Source organism: Kribbella sp. NPDC051952, assembly GCF_040680855.1.
GTDB lineage: Bacteria > Actinomycetota > Actinomycetes > Propionibacteriales > Kribbellaceae > Kribbella.
Genome location: NZ_JBFAXQ010000011.1, coordinates 230,992 through 246,844, shown reverse-complemented (window position 1 = coordinate 246,844; position 15,853 = coordinate 230,992). Strand labels below are relative to the sequence as shown.

The window sequence follows — 15,853 nt, the reverse complement described above, 5'->3', positions numbered from 1 at the left end:
TCTAACTCAGAGTAAGTCTGCTGTAGTTCCGGCTTGGAGGCATGTGGTCAGGAGACCTGTGGGAGGACCTCGGCGGCGATCAGGTCGAGGTGGGTCAGGTCTTGGAGGTCCATGATTTGGACGTATTGGCGTTGGGAGCCGACGGCGGCGAACTGGCCCAGGCGGTCCACTACCTCGGCGGGGGTGCCGGCGATGGCGTTGGCCTTGAGGTCTTCTACGTCGCGGCCGATGGCAGCGGCGCGTTGTTTGACCTGGGCGTCGTCCTTGCCGACGACAACGGTGTGAGCCGTCGAGAGGGCGAGGGTGTTGAGGTCGCGGCCGATCTCGGTGCAGGCGGCCTGGACCCGCTTGAAGAGCTTCTCGGTCTCCTCGACGGAGCGGAAGCCGGCGTTGAACTCGTTCGCGTACTTCGCCGAGAGGGACGGCGTACGCTTCTTGCCCGCGCCGCCGATGATGATCGGCGGGTGCGGCTGCTGGACCGGCTTCGGCAGCGCCGGGGAGTCGGTGATCTGGTAGTGCTCGCCGGCGAAGTTGTACTTCTCCCCCACCGGGGTGTCCCACAGGCCGGTGATCAGTTCGAGCTGCTCGGTGAACAGGTCGAAGCGGCCGGGCGTGTCCGGGAAGTCGAGGGCGTACGCCTTGTGTTCGGCCTCGTACCAGCCGGCGCCGAGCCCGAGCTCCGCGCGGCCGCCGCTCATCTGGTCGACCTGCGCGACGGAGATCGCCAGTACGCCGGGATTGCGGAACGTGGCCGAGCTGACCAGGGTCCCTAGCTTGATCCGGCTGGTCTCGCGGGCCAGGCCGGCCAGGGTGATCCAGGAATCGGTCGGTCCGGGCAGGCCGTCGTTGTCGCCCATCGCGAGATAGTGGTCCGATCGGAAGAACGCGTCGAAGCCGTTCTCCTCGGTCTTACGGGCAACCGCCAGGAGGTCGTCGTACGAGGCGCCTTGCTGGGGTTCGGTGAAGATCCTGAGAAGCATGCCGACACGCTATCTCGCGCTGGTGTACAGCTTCTCCAGGTACGACGGGTGCCATTGCGGACCGCGGTTGTACAGGCGGCGGACCAGACCGTTGACGTCGAGGCGCGGCTCGATCGGGTTGTCCCACCAGTCGGGCACCTGGTCGTACCACCGGTCGATCCGCAGGGTGCGACCGGCGGCGTCGATGCGGGCGAACAACCAGCCGCCGAGCTCGGACTCCGCCTCGGTCGACCAGAGATCACCGAGCAGGCCGCTGAGCTTGTCGGCGGCGAACTCCGGGTCGTCTACGTCTGGTGGCTCGAGGTCGAAGCGGTACGACGGGGCGCTTGGGTCGAGGACCTGGACCTGGATGGTGAAGCCGGAGGGGACGATGGCGGTGCGCGCCCGGCACCAGTCGTGGAGGGCTTCGACGGCATCGGACTCGGTTGGGCGCGGGCGGGGGCGCTCGAACTCGGCCCGCATCGCTTCTTCGATCGACCCGACCGGCGGCACGATCCGGGGGCCGTCGGCGCCGACGAGCCCCAGGCCCGGGATAGACATCCGAGCCACCACATCCGCGGTCTTACCAGCACCGTTGCTGTCCGGCCGATCGCCGATCGTGTGTTCCCGGCCGTTTGCCGCGTGCTCATACCCGTTCGCCGGCTGATCGCGATCGCTCGCCGGTTGTTCGTAGCCATCGGCTGCGTGGTCGTAGCCGTTAGTCGGCTGCTCGTCCTCGGCGTCCGCAGCCGCGAGGTTGTGCGCAGCGTCGTCGTAGCCGTGGGCCGCGTGGTCGTAGCCGTTAGTCGGCTGCTCGTCCTCGGCGTCGGCAGCCGCGTCGTTGGGCGCAGCGTGGTCGTAGCCGTTGGCCGCGGGCTGATATCCGTTGGCTAGGTGCTCGTGGTCGTCGTCCGCGAGCGCGTAGCTGTTCGCGGCGTGGTCGTGGTCGTCCGCCGTCTGGTCGACGCCATTGGGTTGGGGGTGCTGGGGGGCTTCCTGCCAGCTGTCCAGGGTGACGGGGACGAAGCCAGTGGGCTCGTCGTCTTCGTCGGGGAAGCGGGCGTCCTCCGGCTCGTCGTAGCGAGCAGCTTGCTCGGCGTACGTGGGCTCAGGAGACGGCTCCGAGCCGTCGTAGGTGGGCTCGCCGGACGGCTCTCGGTCTGCGTACGTGGGCTCGGCGGACGGCTCCGAGCTGGCGTATGTGGGTTCGGCGGACGGGTCCCGGTCGGCGTATGTGGGTTCGGGAGACGGCTCCGAGCCGGCGTGTGTGGGCTTGGCGGACGGTTCTCCGTCGGCGTGCTCGGGATCGGCGTCGCCTTCGTCCCAGTTGGGGTGGGTCGCGTGGACGGGGGTGCGGTGTTCGGAGGGTGGCTCGGGTTCTGGGTCCGGCCAGGGGGTGGGGTCGGGCTCGGGTTGCGGGCCGGGTTCTGGGTCGGGCCATGGAGCGGGTTCCGGTTCAGGCTGCGGGCCGGGCTCGGGATCCGGTTGCGGGGTCGGCTCTGGCGTCGGTTGTGGCGCCGGCTCGGGCCGCGGGTCCGGGGTTGGGAACGGGCCGGGAGTCGGCTCGGGACCTGGGCCAGGGGTCGGCTCCGGACCTGGGCCTGGGGCCGGTGACGGCTCGGGGCTGGGTGTGGGCTCCGGGCGAGGTGTTGGGGCGGGGTATGGGTCCGGAGTAGGGCTCGGGTGGGGTGGCGTGGGCTGGGGCCAGGGGGCTGGGTGCGGGTCTGGCTGGGGCCACGGTTCGGGGCGTTGAGGTTGGGGCCAGGGCTGGGGTTGAGGGTGAGGGTCAACCTGAGCTTTAGCCGTTGGTGCCGGTACGCCGTAGGTCTCGTCCTCGTCGTACTCCGCGACCGGCGCGCCGTACTCCACCACCGGCTCGTCGTATTCCGCGACTGGCTCGTCGTATTCCGCGACTGCTTCAGTCGGCTCGGCGATCGCTTCCGACTCGACGACAGGCTCGATCGATTCGGCGACCGGCTCCACCGGCTGTGGCTCGATCGCCTGGGCCTCGGCAATGACCGCGGGGATCTCGGCGGTTTGGTCGTCGTTCTCGTCGACCGGAGCGACGTCATGACGCGTGACCGGGGCGACCTCGTGGTGGGCGGCCGGGGCGGGTTCCTGGTGGGCGGCCGGAGCGACTTCGTGTCGGGCGGCCTGAGCGGCTTCCGGGCGGGCAGCCGGGGCGGCGTCGTGGTGGGCGGCCGGGGCGGGTTCCGGGTGGGCGGGTGGGGCGAAGGGGGATGGGCCGGTGAATGAGGCGGGCTCGTCTTCGAACGAGTCGTCGTCCGACTCAGTGACGGCCGGCTCGATGACAGCCGATCGCTCGGGAGCTCGTTGATCGGGAGCTGGTTCTTCGGCGGCCGGACGCTCGGTGGTTGGGTCCTCGAGGCCTGGGCGCTCGGTGGTTGGGTCCTCGATGCTTGGGCGCTCGTCGGTTGGTTCTTCGAAGAAACGTGCCTCGACGGCTCGTTCCGCGGTGATCAGTTCCGCGTCGGACAGGTCTGGTTCGAGGACTGCGGAGATCTCCGCGGTGGGTGCGTCGTCGTCCTCGACGTCCGCCGCACCTGGGGCGAACGGTGAGTCGGCCGACGCAGTCGGAGCGAACGGTGAGTCGGCCGACGCAGTCGGAGCGAATGGGGAATCGGCTGGCGCCTCGTCCCGGGGTTGGGTGGTGGGGTCTTCTACCCATTGGCCGTTGACCCAGCCGGGGCCTACCCATTCGCGGTCTGGGGCTGGTTCGGCGAAGGGGTTGTATTCGCTGGTGGCTTCTTGCTGGGACCAGGCGGGTTGTTCGGCGGTTTCCCAGTCCTGCTCGTCCGTGGCGGGGGTCGCGGCGGCGGAGGGGGCGTCGGCGAAGAGGCTGGCGTAGAAGTCTTCGCCCTCGTGAACGCCGCCGCCGACGCGTGGGGGCTCGGAGGACGGGAGAGGCTGGTCGTACGAGCGGACCGGCAGCCCGTTACCCGTCATCCCATCCGGCAAATACGTCCCCGGCGCCGGCCCACCCTGCGGATAACCGCCCGCCCCGGCACCGCCGGCGTAGCCACCCTCCGCCGGTGCACTCGACTGGCCGCGCTGGACGTCGGCGACCGGGAGCTGGTCCGCGGTGTCGTCGTCCGGGTGTGGGGTGTCGTCGTGTTTGCGGCGCCGGAGCCACCCCTGCTTCTTCTCCGTGACGCCGTACTCGTCGTCTCGGGCGGCGCGCTGCGGGACGTCGTCGATCGGCTGGCCGGTGAACGGGCTGAAACCGGGTGGGACGACGAAGTATTCTTCCTCGTCGTCGGCCGGCCGACCGTCGGATGCTCCAATCACAACATCCTCAACGACCGACACCTCCGCTGTGTCAGGGTCGTCGGGGAAACTTTCCGGTACCGCAAAGTTCCGGGTGAAGTCCTCCCCCGCCTCCACCCCGGCCACCAGGTCCGGCTGGACCGGTGAGCGCGGGCTGATCCCGAAGTGGTCGAAGAACGCGCCCAGCGCCTCCTCGCTCACCCCGGACGCGCCCGCCGTCCGGATCAGCTCCACCCCGAACGGTCGCAGCTCGTCCAGTCCGCCGAGGTAATCGGCCCACTCGGCGACCCACTCGATCATCTCCTCGGCGGTGCCCTCGTCCGAGGTGATCCACTGCCCGATGTGGCTGAACCCGTCCTCCGCGGGCTGCCACGGATCCCCCGGGTACGACGCTCTTGCCCAGGTGCCGTTGAACGCGCCGTACACGAACCCGAGCTCGCCGGCCGTCGCCCGCCGACGCACCTCCGGCTGACCGATCCACTCCGGTGATCCGGCCAGCAGGTCGGTCCGCGCGGTCTCGCTGTACCGCGTGTGGAACCCGAACAGCACCGCCCGACCGTCGCCGAGCCGCTGCATGTGCAGCACGGACCCGGTCTCGTCCTGATGGTGGTACCCGTCGCCGTCGGCATACCAGCGGCGGTCGAACCCGGTGGCATGGGCGACCGCGGCGAGTGCGCTCCAGCGGGCGCGCAACTCCTCCGGGTCGTCCAGGTCAACGAGCGGCATCAGGTCTCCAGCGCATTGGAATCCAGGGCCAGAACGCTACCCGAGCCCACCCCCACTCACCACTTCACTGTCCACAGGCTCGAGAATCGCCACGCACTCGATGTGGTGGGTCATCCCGAAGAGGTCGAAGGCCCGCAGCGAGGCGATCCCGTATCCGAGCCGCCCGAACGTCTTCAGATCCCGCGCCAGCGCCGCCGGATCACACGCCACATACGCGACCCGCCGCGGTGTCAGGGCCGCAATCCGCCGTACGACGTCCTTCCCGGCACCGGTCCGCGGTGGGTCCAGGACGACCAGATCCACGTGCTCCAGGCCCTGCCCGGCCGCTGCGTTCAGTACCCGGTCGACATCGCCGGTCTCGAGCGTCACGTCCGGCAGGTCGTGCAGGTTCCGCCGCGCGTTCCGTACGGCGTCCTTGTCACCCTCGATCGCCAGCACGCCGCACCCAGCCTCGGCCAGGAAGGCCGCGAACAGCCCGACCCCCGAGTACAGGTCCAGCGCCGTCTCCCCCGCCGCAGGCTCCAGTCCACTCATCACGGCGTCCACAAGCGTCTCCGGAGCGGCCGGGTGCACCTGCCAGAACCCACCGGCCTCCACCCGGAACCGCCGGCCGCGCACGACCTCCACAACCCGCCCAGCCGCGTCCTCACCCGTCTGTACGGCGGTCTTGCCCTCAGACGACACCACCGCGAGTACGGACGACGCGTCCGGCCACCGCTCACTCAGTACGTCGGGAGTCGCCGGGTGGGCGATCAGACACCGGTCAATCGGGATCAGGTCGTGTGAACGGTGCGCGTACATCCCGGGCCGTCCGTCGACCACGGCGTACCGCATCCGGGTCCGCCAGCCGAGGCCGTCGTCGCCCGGGGACTCCATCACCACGGTCCGCTCGATCCCACCGATGCGCCGGAGCGTGTCCGACACCACGGTCGACTTCAGCCGCCGCTGTTCCACGATGTTCGCGTGCTGGAAGTCACACCCGCCGCACTGGCCCGGACCGGCGTACGGGCAGGGTGGCTCGATCCGTTGCGGGGACGGCGTCAGTACCGAGACGGCGTCCGCCCGTAGGTATTTCGCGTTCTGCTCCGTGATGCGGGCGTGCACCAGCTCGCCCGGCAACGCATGCCGTACGAAGACCACCTGGCCTTCGTGCCGGGCCACACAGTGTCCTCCGTGCGCTACTGGCCCGACTTCCAGCTCGACTACCGTCCCGACGATGTCCTCGTCGGTCATGGGGCCTCCCGTCCTGGACTGAGGAGTGGAGGGAGCGAAGCGACCGGAACGACGAGGGAAGGGCGGGAGTTGCAGCCCCATGACCCGCCGCGACGGAGTCGCGGCATCAATTCTGTCACCGATCTCCTGACGCCTTGCGGGCTCCACGCCGTACCTGGCCTGCCACCCGCTCCACCCGATCCTGCCGCTCCTCCGCGTCACTCGCTGAGATCAGCTGGTAGGGAACCGACGTAACCATCACACCAGGTGTGAACAAGAGCCGCCCCTTGAGCCGCAGTGCGCTCTGGTTGTGCAGGATGTGTTCCCACCAGTGTCCGACCACGTATTCGGGGATGTAGACCATAACCACGTCCCGCGGCGACTGCCGCCGGATGTCGCGCACGTACTGCAGGATCGGCCGGGTGATCTCCCGGTACGGCGAGGCCAGCCGCTTCAGCGAGATCGGGATGCCCTTGGCGTCCCATTCGGCCTGGAGTGCGTCCGATTCGTCCCGGTCGACGTCGACCGTGACCGCCTCGAGCATGTACGGGCGGGCCGCCTTCGCGAAGGCCAGTGCCCGCAGAGTCGGCTTGTGCAGCTTGGAGACCAGCACAATCGCATGCACCCGCGACGGCAGCATCAGCGGCTCGTCGCCCTCGGCGGCCATCTGCCGGCGGACCGTCTCGTAGTGCCGGTTGATGCCCTTCATCAGCAGGAAGAGCCCGGCCATCGCCAGGATCGCGATGTACGCGCCGTGGGTGAACTTGGTGATCAGCACGATCACCAGCACCACCCCGGTCAGCGTCAGGCCGATCGCGTTGATCACCCGGGACCGGACCATCTTCGCCCGCTTGCCCGCGTCGGCCTCGGTCTTCAGGTGCCGGGTCCAGTGCCGGATCATCCCGAACTGGCTGAGGGTGAAGCTGACGAACACCCCGACGATGTAGAGCTGGATCAGCTTGGTGACCTGGGCATCGAACGCGATGATCAGCCCGGCCGCACACAAGGCCAGCAGGATGATGCCGTTGCTGTACGCGAGCCGGTCGCCGCGCGTGTGCAACTGCCGGGGCAGGTAGCCGTCGCGGGCCAGGATCGAGGCGAGCACCGGGAAGCCGTTGAACGCGGTGTTCGCGGCCAGCACCAGGATCAGCATGGTCGCGCCGATCACCAGGTAGAAGCCGGGCGAGAAGTTCGAGAAGACCGAGTCGCTGATCTGGCCGATCACGGTCTTCTGGGTGTAGCTCTCGCCGACCGCCTCACCGTTGCGATACAGCTGGGTGGCGGGATCCTCGGCGAACCGCAGCTTGATCTTGTTGGCCAGGAACAAGATGCTCATCAGCATCGTGACCGCGATCGTGCCGAGCAGCAGCAGGGTGGTCGCGGCGTTCCGGCTCTTCGGCTTGCGGAACGCCGGTACGCCGTTGCTGATCGCCTCGACCCCGGTCAGCGCCGCGCATCCCGACGAGAACGCCCGCGCCAGCAGGAATACCGCGGCGAGTCCGTTGAAGACCTCGTGCCCGGTCTCGGCACGCACTTCGAAGCCGGCGCTCTCGGCCATCGGCAGGTTCCCGGCTCCGAGCCGGATCAGACCCCAGATCGCCATCCCGATGATGGAGGCCATGAAGATGTACGTCGGGATCGCGAAGATCGCGCCCGATTCGCGGACCCCGCGCAGGTTCATCGCGGTCAGGAGCAGCACCAGGCCGACCGCGAGCGGCACCTCGTGCCCCTCCAGGAAGGGCAGCGCGGACTTCGCGTTCTGCACACCCGACGAGATCGACACCGCCACCGTCAGCACGTAGTCGACCATCAGCGCGCTGGCCACGGTCAGGCCGGCCGTCGGCCCGATGTTCACCGTGGCGACCTCGTAGTCACCGCCGCCGGACGGGTAGGCGTGCACGTTCTGCCGGTACGACGCGACCACGACGAGCATCACGAAGGCGACCAGCAGGCCGATCTTCCAGGAGAAGCTGTACGCCGCCAGCCCGGCGATCGACAGCGTCAGGAAGATCTCGTCCGGGGCGTAGGCGACCGACGACAAGGCGTCGCTGGCGAACACGGGGAGGGCGATGCGCTTGGGCAGCAGCGTCTCACCCAACTGGGTGCTGCGCAGTTTGCGTCCGAGCAGCAGCCGTTTGCCGATGTCGCCGAGAGCGGGAGTCACACCGGTGATGTTAGAGGGAGGCGCGGTCCGTGATGTTAGAGGGAGCCCCCGCTCGGTGTAGCGTCTATCCCTGCCGAACCGAGCCAGCGGCCCCAGGTCGGGGCAAGGAGTGATCACCTAGTGCACGTCGTCATCATGGGTTGCGGCCGGGTCGGGTCGACGCTCGCGCGTGGCCTGGAGAAACGCGGCCACACGGTCGCGATCATCGACCAGTCGGCCGATGCCTTCCGCCGGCTCAGCCCGAACTACACCGGCCGGACCGTCGTCGGGATGGGGTTCGACCGGGAGATCCTGATCGAGGCCGGGATCGAGGAGGCGGAAGCCTTCGCCGCCGTCTCGAACGGTGACAACTCCAACATCCTGGCCGCTCGTGTGGCCCGCGAGAACTTCGGCATCTCCAACGTGGTCGCGCGGATCTACGACCCGGGCCGCGCCGAGGTCTACCAGCGGCTCGGCATCCCCACGGTCGGCACGGTCCGTTGGACCGTCGACCAGATGATGCGCCGGCTGCTGCCGGAAGGCTCCGAGCCGGAGTGGCGCGATCCGTCCGGGACGGTCCGGCTGGCCGAGGTGCATGTCCACGCGGAGTGGGTCGGACGGCTCGCGTTCGACATCGAGAAGGCCACCGGTGCCCGGGTCGCGTTCCTGACCCGGCTCGGCGAAGGCGTGCTGCCCAAGGCAGACACCGTCATCCAGGAGGGTGACCTCGTGCACGTCGTGATGCTGGAACGGGACGCGGCAGCGATCGAGTCCCAACTCGGCACCAAGCCTGAGGAGCTGTGATGCGGGTAGCCATCGCCGGCGCCGGGAACGTCGGTCGTTCGATCGCCTCCGAGCTGCTGGAGAACGGCCACGAGGTGCTGCTGATCGACAAGGATCCGCGCGCGATCAAGGCCGAGTCGGTGCCGCGGGCCGAGTGGCTGCTGGCCGACGCCTGCGAGCTGTCCTCCCTCGAGGAGGCGGCGCTGCAGCGGTGCCAGGTAGCGATCGCCAGCACCGGTGACGACAAGGTCAACCTGGTCGTCTCGCTGCTCGCGAAGACCGAGTTCGGTGTCCCCCGGACCGTTGCCCGGGTCAACCATCCGCGGAACGAGTGGATGTTCAACGAGGCCTGGGGTGTCGACGTCTCGGTGTCGACCCCGCGGATCATGTCCGCGCTGGTCGAGGAGGCGGTCTCGGTCGGCGACCTGGTCCGCCTGTTCACCTTCCGTCAGGGCGACGCGAACCTGGTCGAGCTGACACTGCCCGAGGACTCGCCGATGATCGGCCTGCGGGTCGGCGACATCGACTGGCCGCTGGACACCGCGCTCGTGGTCATCCTGCGCGAAGGCCGGGTGCTGCGCCCGGACCCGGAGGGCACGCTCGAGCTCAACGACGAGCTGCTGTTCGTCGCCGCCGACGAGACCGAAGAACAACTCGAGGACATGCTCTCCCCGCACCACCGCGCAAACACGTTACGTCCGAAGGACGGCGGGCTGTAGCCCACGATTCTTCGGACGTAACGGGAGACGGCTACTTCTTGTTGCCCCGGAGCAGGTGGGTCACGTGGTCACGTGCCTCGTCCCACTTCTCCGGCGGCAACGATCCGCGCAGTACGGCGTACGCGAGCCAGAGCGCGAGGGCGTAGAACGGGAGCCCCAGGCCGATCTTCGCGATGCCGAGTGCGTTCAGACTGCCGGTGAAGTACAGCGGGACCTGCACGATCAGGCGGATCGCGAACAGGCCGACGAAGACCAGCGTCGCGCGGGAGAATCCCTTCAGCATCGCGGGATCCCGGCGCCAGGCCGTGCCGGTCTGCGTGATCACGCCGTACAGGACGCCGAACAGCGGCCAGCGGATGAGCACGGTGATCAGATAGAGAGCGCCGTACCCGAGGTTGGTCAGCAGGCCGGGGACGTAGAAGTCCTTGGCGTTGCCGGTGCGGTTCGCGACCCAGGCGGAGATCAGCACGCCGATGAAGCCGCCGAAGACGTTGCGCAGCTGCTGCCGGCGAACCAGCCGCAGTACGGCGATGGCCGCCGCGCAGCCGATCGCGACGATCAGCGCGGTCCGCAGCTTGTGGTCCGTGGCCGCGTAGACGACCAGGAACGCGATCCACGGCAGCCCGATGTCGAGCAGCGCACCCCAGCCACCGAGTGCGTGGAAGAAGTCCTTGTCCGTGGTCTTCTCGGGCGTCTTGGCCTCTTCAGCCGGCGGTGCGGCCGCGGCCGCCTCGACCTCGGGCTGGAGAATCTCGACCAGCTTCTCTTCGAGGTTCTCCTCGACCTGGTCGCGACGCGACGTCGGCTCAGCCATGTGCGGCCGTCGGGCGGAGCTCGTAGCGCGGGTTGAACATCACCCGGTCGCCGTCGACGACCCCGATCCGCCCGGAGGCGATCAGCTCCGAACCAGGGTGGATCCCACCGATCTTGCGCCGGCCGAGCCAGATCAGCTTGACCGTGCCGGTGCCGTCGTACAACTCACCCTCCAAGGCTGGTACGCCGCCGCGCGGGCTGAACGTGATCGTGCGCAGCGTGCCGTACAGCGTGACCATCTCCCGGTCGTGGCAGCCGGTGATCGACCGCGCACCACAGTCCTGCGCGAAGTCCTGAAGGACCTCGGCGTCCTGCTGGTCGCGGTCTCCGGCCAGGCCCCGGAAGGCCCGCTTCCACAGACCCGCGGGTTTGTCGCTACCCATGCTGTCGAGTGTAGTCCGTCACGCCTGCTCGTCCTCGACCGCTTCACCGTCAGCCGGTTGCGCGCCCGGCGGAAGCCGCAACGGCAGCGACTCGCGGGCGATCATCGGCTCGGCGCCGCGGACCACGATGACGTTGCGCAGCGTCTCCTCCAGCGGCAGTGCCGCCTCGGGCTCGACGGCCGCACGACCGAGCACGGTGGCCCGGAGCAGCCAGCGCGGGCCGTTCACCCCGATCACCCGGGAGGTCTGGCTGAAGATCTGGCCCTCTGGGTCCTCGACCGGTACGACGAGCACCAGCTCGGTGTCGAACGGGCCGTCGGTCTCGGTCGCCGTACCGCCCATCCGGCTGGCCTCGGCGGCGATCTCACGCCGGACCTCGTCCCAGATACCGGACGACTTCGGTGCCGCGAACGCACGCAACTCCAACGCGGAGTCCTCGAGCACCAGCAGGATCGCCTGCACCTGGCCGGACTGCTCGTCGACCTGCAGCCGCAGCTCCATACCGGGGATGCCGGTGATCACCAGCGCACCCAGGTCGATCCGGTCGTCCGCCTCCAGCGCCTCGGGCGGGAGCTCACTGGAGTCGTACGGGCCCTCGCCGCCGGCGTCCGCCCCGTCGTCGGTAGCGTCGACGGTCGCGTCCAGATCGGTCGTCTCGACGTCTTCGTTCTTGGCCTTGCGGCGGAAGATCACTGTTCCTACTTCCTCGTTCTGTTTCGGTACGGCCCGCCGTAGTCTGGCGCATCCGTCAGCTCAACGGACGGACCGCTATCAGCGTGTCACACCACCGAAGCCACCGGTCGAGCCGTACCCCCCGTCGCCGCGGGCCGAACCCGGCAGCGTGGTCACCTCGACGAACCGTGCCTTCTCCACCGCCTGGATCACGAGCTGCGCGATCCGGTCGCCGCGCCGCAGCGTCACCTCGGCGTGGGGGTCGAGATTGATCAGGCAGACCTTGATCTCGCCGCGGTAGCCCGCGTCAACGGTGCCCGGAGCGTTCACGATCGAAACGCCGTGCTTGGCGGCCAGGCCGGAGCGCGGGTGCACGAACGCGGCGTACCCGTCCTGCAGGGCGATCGCGGTGCCGGTGCCGACCACACCGCGTTCGCCGGGCTTGAGAGTGATGTCGTCGACCGCCACCAGATCCGCGCCGGCGTCGCCGGGATGCGCGTACGACGGAAGCGGCAGGTCAGGGTCGAGTCGCTGGATCAGAACCTCGGTCACGAGAGGCGACCCTACCGACGCCGACTGACAGTCCACATGCCAGGCTGGTGCTGTGAGTACCAATGGCGCCACTTATCGCGAACGGCTGAGCGTGCCGGTGTCCTGGTGGATCATCGCGACCGCCCTGGTCATCACGCTGTTCGTGATCGTGACGGTGCCGGTCGGGACATTCGCCGGCGCGCTGGTCGGTGGCGTGGCGCTGCTCATCCTGCTGCTGTTCTTCCTGCAGTACGGCGGGGCGCGGGTCGAGGTGGACGGTGAACAGTTCCGGGCCGGGCGGGCGTCGATCGGTCGGGTTCACCTCGGCGCGGTCGAGGCGCTGACCGGTGACGACGCGCGGCATGCGTTCGGGCGGGACTGCGATCCGCAGGCGTATCTGGTGCTGCGTAGTTACGTGCGCGGCGCGGTCCGGGTCCAGATCACCGATCCGGGCGATCCAGCGCCGTACTGGGTGGTCGCCACGCGCCACCCCGAGCGATTGGCAGCGGCGCTCACGGGGAACAGCGTGACAAGATCCTGACTGTCGGGGACATGCATGAGGAGGCTGCTGTGGTCGGAGCGAAAATCGGCTGGAAGTTGGTGCTGGCCGTCTTCACGGTCGTGGTGGGGCTGGTCGCGAACAAGGCGGTCAGCACGGCCTGGAAGCTGGGCGCGGGCGGGAAGCCGCCGAAGCACGGCGAGGGCGGGTACGCCGAGGTCGTGACGTGGGCCGTGGCGAGTGGTGCGGCTGCCGCGGCGGCGAAGTTGTTCGCCGAGCGGCGGGCGGCGGCGTACTGGTACAAGTCCACCGGCTACGCACCTCCGGGCTACGAGGAGGACGACAAGTCCGCCACCGGCCTGATCAAAAGCCTCGCCAAAGAAGACGACTAGAAAGAACCTCGCTCCGCTCGGTGGAGTGGTGAGAGAGCACTCGCCCCGGAGGTGAGGTGCCGTCCCTCGGCGCGGTGAGGTGACTGCGCCTCGGGCGGGGTGCGGGTGCGGCGGCGGGGTGCTGCTGCGCCTGGGTGAAGACATGACAGCGGGACCGTTCCCACTCGCGTGGGGACGGTCCCGCTGGGTTTCAGGCGAAGAAGGGGGCTGGCTTCAGGCTGCGCAGTCTCGGCAGATGAGCTGCCCGTTCTTCGTCTCGGCGAGCTGGCTGCGGTGGTGAACCAGGAAGCAGCTCGAACAGGTGAACTCGTCGGCCTGGCGCGGGAGGACCCGCACCGCGAGCTCTTCGTGGCTCAGGTCGGCGCCGGGCAGCTCGAAGCTCTCCGCGGCCTCGGCCTCGTCCTCGTCGACCTTGCCGGAGTTCTTGTCGTGACGGCGAGTCTTCAGTTCCTCGATCGACTCTTCGGAAGCGTCCTCGTCCGTCTTGCGCGGGGCGTCGTAATCAGTCGCCATGGTGTTTCCCTGCCCTCTTCGTACCCGTGGTGTTGCCTGCTGAGCCCTTGAACGGGTAGAGCGGCCGAGAAATTCCGCGCGAGAGCACCGCGCTGAATCTTCGTCCCCCGAAACCCTTGACAGCCAGGCCGGGACCGGCAAGTACCTGTCCCGAGGACGGGATTGTGCCCTATAACCGCCCGCAATGCACGACTGGGTCCATGCTGTGACCCGCGTGTCGTCACAAATGTCAGGACCGAACACCTGAATGCTCGTTAATGCGCGCTTCTGCGCAGAAACGAGCAGTCAGGCGCGTCTACGCGCGCAAGGGGTTCGCGTCGGCCAGCAGATCGTGGAACGGCCCGAACAGCGCCGGGCTGGTCGCGATCGACATCTCCGGCGACACCGGAGCACCGTTCAGCCCGCCGATCGCCGCACCGGCCTCGGCCGCGATCAGCGCACCCGCTCCGTAGTCCCACGGATTCAGGCCGCGTTCGAAGACCGCGTCCAGCCGGCCGCAGGCGACGTAGCAGAGGTCGATCGCGCCGACCCCGATCCGGCGGATGTCGCGGACCTTGGTGATCAGGTGCGAGATCACCTCGGCCTGGACCTGCCGCCGAGCCGGGTCGTACCCGAACCCGGTCCCGACCAGCGCCGTACTCAGCTCACTGCACCCCGACACCTGGATCGGCTTGCCGTCCGAGAACGCGCCCCCGCCCTTGGTCGCGGTGAACACCTCACCCCGCGGCGCGTCGACCACCACACCGGCGACCGTCTCCCCGTCGCACTCGACCGCGATCGAGACGGCGTACGTCGGAATGTCGTACAGGTAGTTGACCGTGCCGTCGATCGGGTCGACCACCCAGCGCACGCCGCTGGTGCCGACCACGTCGTCACCCTCCTCTCCGAGGAACGAGTCGTCCGGGCGGGCCGCGAGGACCCGGGCCCGGATCAGCTCCTCGGACTCGCGGTCGACCGCGGTGACCACGTCGGTGATCGTGCTCTTGGTGTCGGCGACCGTGATCGTGCCCCGGCGGCGTTCGACGATCAGCCGCGCCGCCTCTTCCGCCACCTCCACGGCGAGCTTGAGGAGGTCCTGCGGACTTTCGGACGTCATGCCACTTCCTTAGGGGTAGGTCGACGCAGGGCTGGGCAGCAGTCGGGACGGCAGTCGTCCCAGGCCGGACCGAGTTTGCCGACGCACGGACGGGCCGGCTGCTCGCCGCGCTCGGCCGCGGCCCGCTCGACGACCAGGTCGCGCAACATCGTGACGAACTTCTCGTCGGTCCCGGGGGTGGCGGCACGGGCCATCGGCAGCCCGAGCTTCTCGGCCGTCGCCTCGGCCTCGGTGTCGAGGTCGTAGATGACCTCCATGTGGTCACTCACGAACCCGATCGGTACGACGGCAACGCCCGGCACACCCTCGGCCGCAAGGGTCTCCAGGTGGTCGTTCACGTCGGGCTCGAGCCACGGCATCTGCGGCGGGCCGGACCGCGAGCAGTAGACCAGGTCGGTCCGCCGGGTCTGGCCGGTCCGGCGCTCGAGCTCGGCACTGATCTCCGCGGCCACGTCCAGGTGCCAGTCGACGTACCCATTGCCGTCGGGGCCACTGGTCGCGTTCATCGCGGTCGGGATCGAATGCGTGACATACGCGATCGCACTGCCTTCGGGCAGCCGGCTCAGCGCCTCGGCGGTCGACTCGACGAACGAGCCGACGAAGCCCGGGTGGTTCGCGTAGTGCCGGAGCTTGTCGATCCGCGGCGCGTCCGGGACCGCACGGGTGGCGTCCTCGAGGTTCTCGCGGTACTGGCGGCAGCCCGAGTACGACGGGTACGCGGACGTGACGATCACCACGGCGCGGCGGATCCCGTCGGCGGCCATCTCCCGCAGGGTGTCGGTCAGGTACGGCGCCCAGTTCCGGTTGCCCCAGTAGATCGGCAGGTCCAGACCGATCTCGCCGAACGACTCCCGCAGCGCCGTCAGCAGCTCCCGGTTCTGGTCGTTGATCGGACTCTTCCCACCGAACGCGTAGTAGTGCTCCCCGACCTCCTTCAACCGCTCGTCCGGGATCCCCCGGCCGCGGGTCACGTTCTGCAGGAACGGGAGGACGTCGTCGGGTTTCTCGGGACCACCGAAGGACAACAGCAGGACCGCGTCGTACGGCGCGGCGGCAGGCGACTCGGGCAACGGCATATTCCGAGTTTCTCAGACCGGCAACAGCTAGGGTGTTGCCGGTCCCAC

15 protein-coding genes are annotated in these 15,853 nt (G+C 68.9%); 4 read left to right on the top strand and 11 right to left on the bottom strand.

Features of this window, described 5'->3' with window-relative positions:
• Window positions 1-47: 47 nt before the first annotated feature.
• From AB0L70_RS22025 to AB0L70_RS22010, 4 genes are all read right to left on the bottom strand, one after another.
• Window positions 48-980, bottom strand: a complete 933-nt coding sequence (locus AB0L70_RS22025) for an LLM class F420-dependent oxidoreductase (protein WP_363686884.1) — start codon at window positions 978-980, stop codon at window positions 48-50.
• A gap of 9 nt (window positions 981-989) precedes the next feature.
• A complete protein-coding gene (locus AB0L70_RS22020; RefSeq protein WP_363686882.1) occupies window positions 990-4,973 on the bottom strand; it encodes a hypothetical protein in 3,984 nt (1,327 codons plus the stop codon).
• Window positions 4,974-5,009: 36 nt separating this feature from the next.
• The gene (locus AB0L70_RS22015) at window positions 5,010-6,206 is read right to left on the bottom strand and encodes a class I SAM-dependent RNA methyltransferase (RefSeq protein WP_363686880.1); all 1,197 of its coding nucleotides are present in this window, start codon (window positions 6,204-6,206) and stop codon (window positions 5,010-5,012) included.
• Window positions 6,207-6,321: 115 nt separating this feature from the next.
• Window positions 6,322-8,349 (bottom strand): APC family permease, encoded by a 2,028-nt coding sequence (locus AB0L70_RS22010; protein WP_363686878.1) that lies wholly within the window; start codon window positions 8,347-8,349, stop codon window positions 6,322-6,324.
• 120 nt (window positions 8,350-8,469) lie between these two features.
• Between AB0L70_RS22010 and AB0L70_RS22005 the strand changes: the two genes are divergently transcribed.
• On the top strand, window positions 8,470-9,132 hold the full coding sequence (locus AB0L70_RS22005; protein WP_363686876.1) for a TrkA family potassium uptake protein: 663 nt from the start codon (window positions 8,470-8,472) through the stop codon (window positions 9,130-9,132).
• Window positions 9,132-9,830, top strand: coding sequence for a TrkA family potassium uptake protein (locus tag AB0L70_RS22000; protein WP_363686874.1), 699 nt, complete (start codon window positions 9,132-9,134; stop codon window positions 9,828-9,830). Before AB0L70_RS22005 ends, AB0L70_RS22000 begins: the two co-directional genes overlap by 1 nt.
• Window positions 9,831-9,861: 31 nt before the next feature.
• Here the strand turns inward: AB0L70_RS22000 and AB0L70_RS21995 are convergent, their stop codons facing one another.
• The 4 genes from AB0L70_RS21995 to dut all read right to left on the bottom strand — a co-directional run bounded on the left by AB0L70_RS21995 (window position 9,862) and on the right by dut (window position 12,250).
• Window positions 9,862-10,644 (bottom strand): DUF3159 domain-containing protein, encoded by a 783-nt coding sequence (locus AB0L70_RS21995; protein ID WP_363686872.1) that lies wholly within the window; start codon window positions 10,642-10,644, stop codon window positions 9,862-9,864.
• Window positions 10,637-11,026, bottom strand: coding sequence for an OB-fold nucleic acid binding domain-containing protein (locus AB0L70_RS21990; RefSeq protein ID WP_363686870.1), 390 nt, complete (start codon window positions 11,024-11,026; stop codon window positions 10,637-10,639). The genes AB0L70_RS21995 and AB0L70_RS21990 overlap by 8 nt, the downstream gene beginning before the upstream one ends.
• Window positions 11,027-11,044: 18 nt before the next feature.
• A complete protein-coding gene (locus AB0L70_RS21985; protein ID WP_363686868.1) occupies window positions 11,045-11,719 on the bottom strand; it encodes a DUF3710 domain-containing protein in 675 nt (224 codons plus the stop codon).
• A gap of 78 nt (window positions 11,720-11,797) precedes the next feature.
• Window positions 11,798-12,250 carry a dUTP diphosphatase gene (gene dut, locus AB0L70_RS21980; RefSeq protein WP_363686866.1) on the bottom strand — a complete coding sequence of 151 codons (453 nt, stop codon included), beginning with the start codon at window positions 12,248-12,250 and terminating at the stop codon, window positions 11,798-11,800.
• A 52-nt stretch (window positions 12,251-12,302) separates the two neighbouring features.
• Between dut and AB0L70_RS21975 the strand changes: the two genes are divergently transcribed.
• Together AB0L70_RS21975 and AB0L70_RS21970 are read left to right on the top strand one after the other, a co-directional pair.
• Window positions 12,303-12,770 (top strand): DUF3093 domain-containing protein, encoded by a 468-nt coding sequence (locus AB0L70_RS21975; protein ID WP_363686864.1) that lies wholly within the window; start codon window positions 12,303-12,305, stop codon window positions 12,768-12,770.
• Window positions 12,771-12,799: 29 nt separating this feature from the next.
• A complete protein-coding gene (locus AB0L70_RS21970) occupies window positions 12,800-13,120 on the top strand; it encodes a DUF4235 domain-containing protein (protein WP_363686862.1) in 321 nt (106 codons plus the stop codon).
• A 213-nt stretch (window positions 13,121-13,333) separates the two neighbouring features.
• Here the strand turns inward: AB0L70_RS21970 and AB0L70_RS21965 are convergent, their stop codons facing one another.
• From AB0L70_RS21965 to AB0L70_RS21955, 3 genes are all read right to left on the bottom strand, one after another.
• Window positions 13,334-13,633, bottom strand: a complete 300-nt coding sequence (locus tag AB0L70_RS21965; protein WP_130379292.1) for a DUF4193 domain-containing protein — start codon at window positions 13,631-13,633, stop codon at window positions 13,334-13,336.
• Between the two features lie 295 nt (window positions 13,634-13,928).
• On the bottom strand, window positions 13,929-14,729 hold the full coding sequence (locus AB0L70_RS21960) for an inositol monophosphatase family protein (RefSeq protein WP_363686859.1): 801 nt from the start codon (window positions 14,727-14,729) through the stop codon (window positions 13,929-13,931).
• A complete protein-coding gene (locus tag AB0L70_RS21955; RefSeq protein ID WP_363686858.1) occupies window positions 14,726-15,805 on the bottom strand; it encodes a ferrochelatase in 1,080 nt (359 codons plus the stop codon). Before AB0L70_RS21955 ends, AB0L70_RS21960 begins: the two co-directional genes overlap by 4 nt.
• Between the last annotated feature and the right edge of the window lie 48 nt (window positions 15,806-15,853).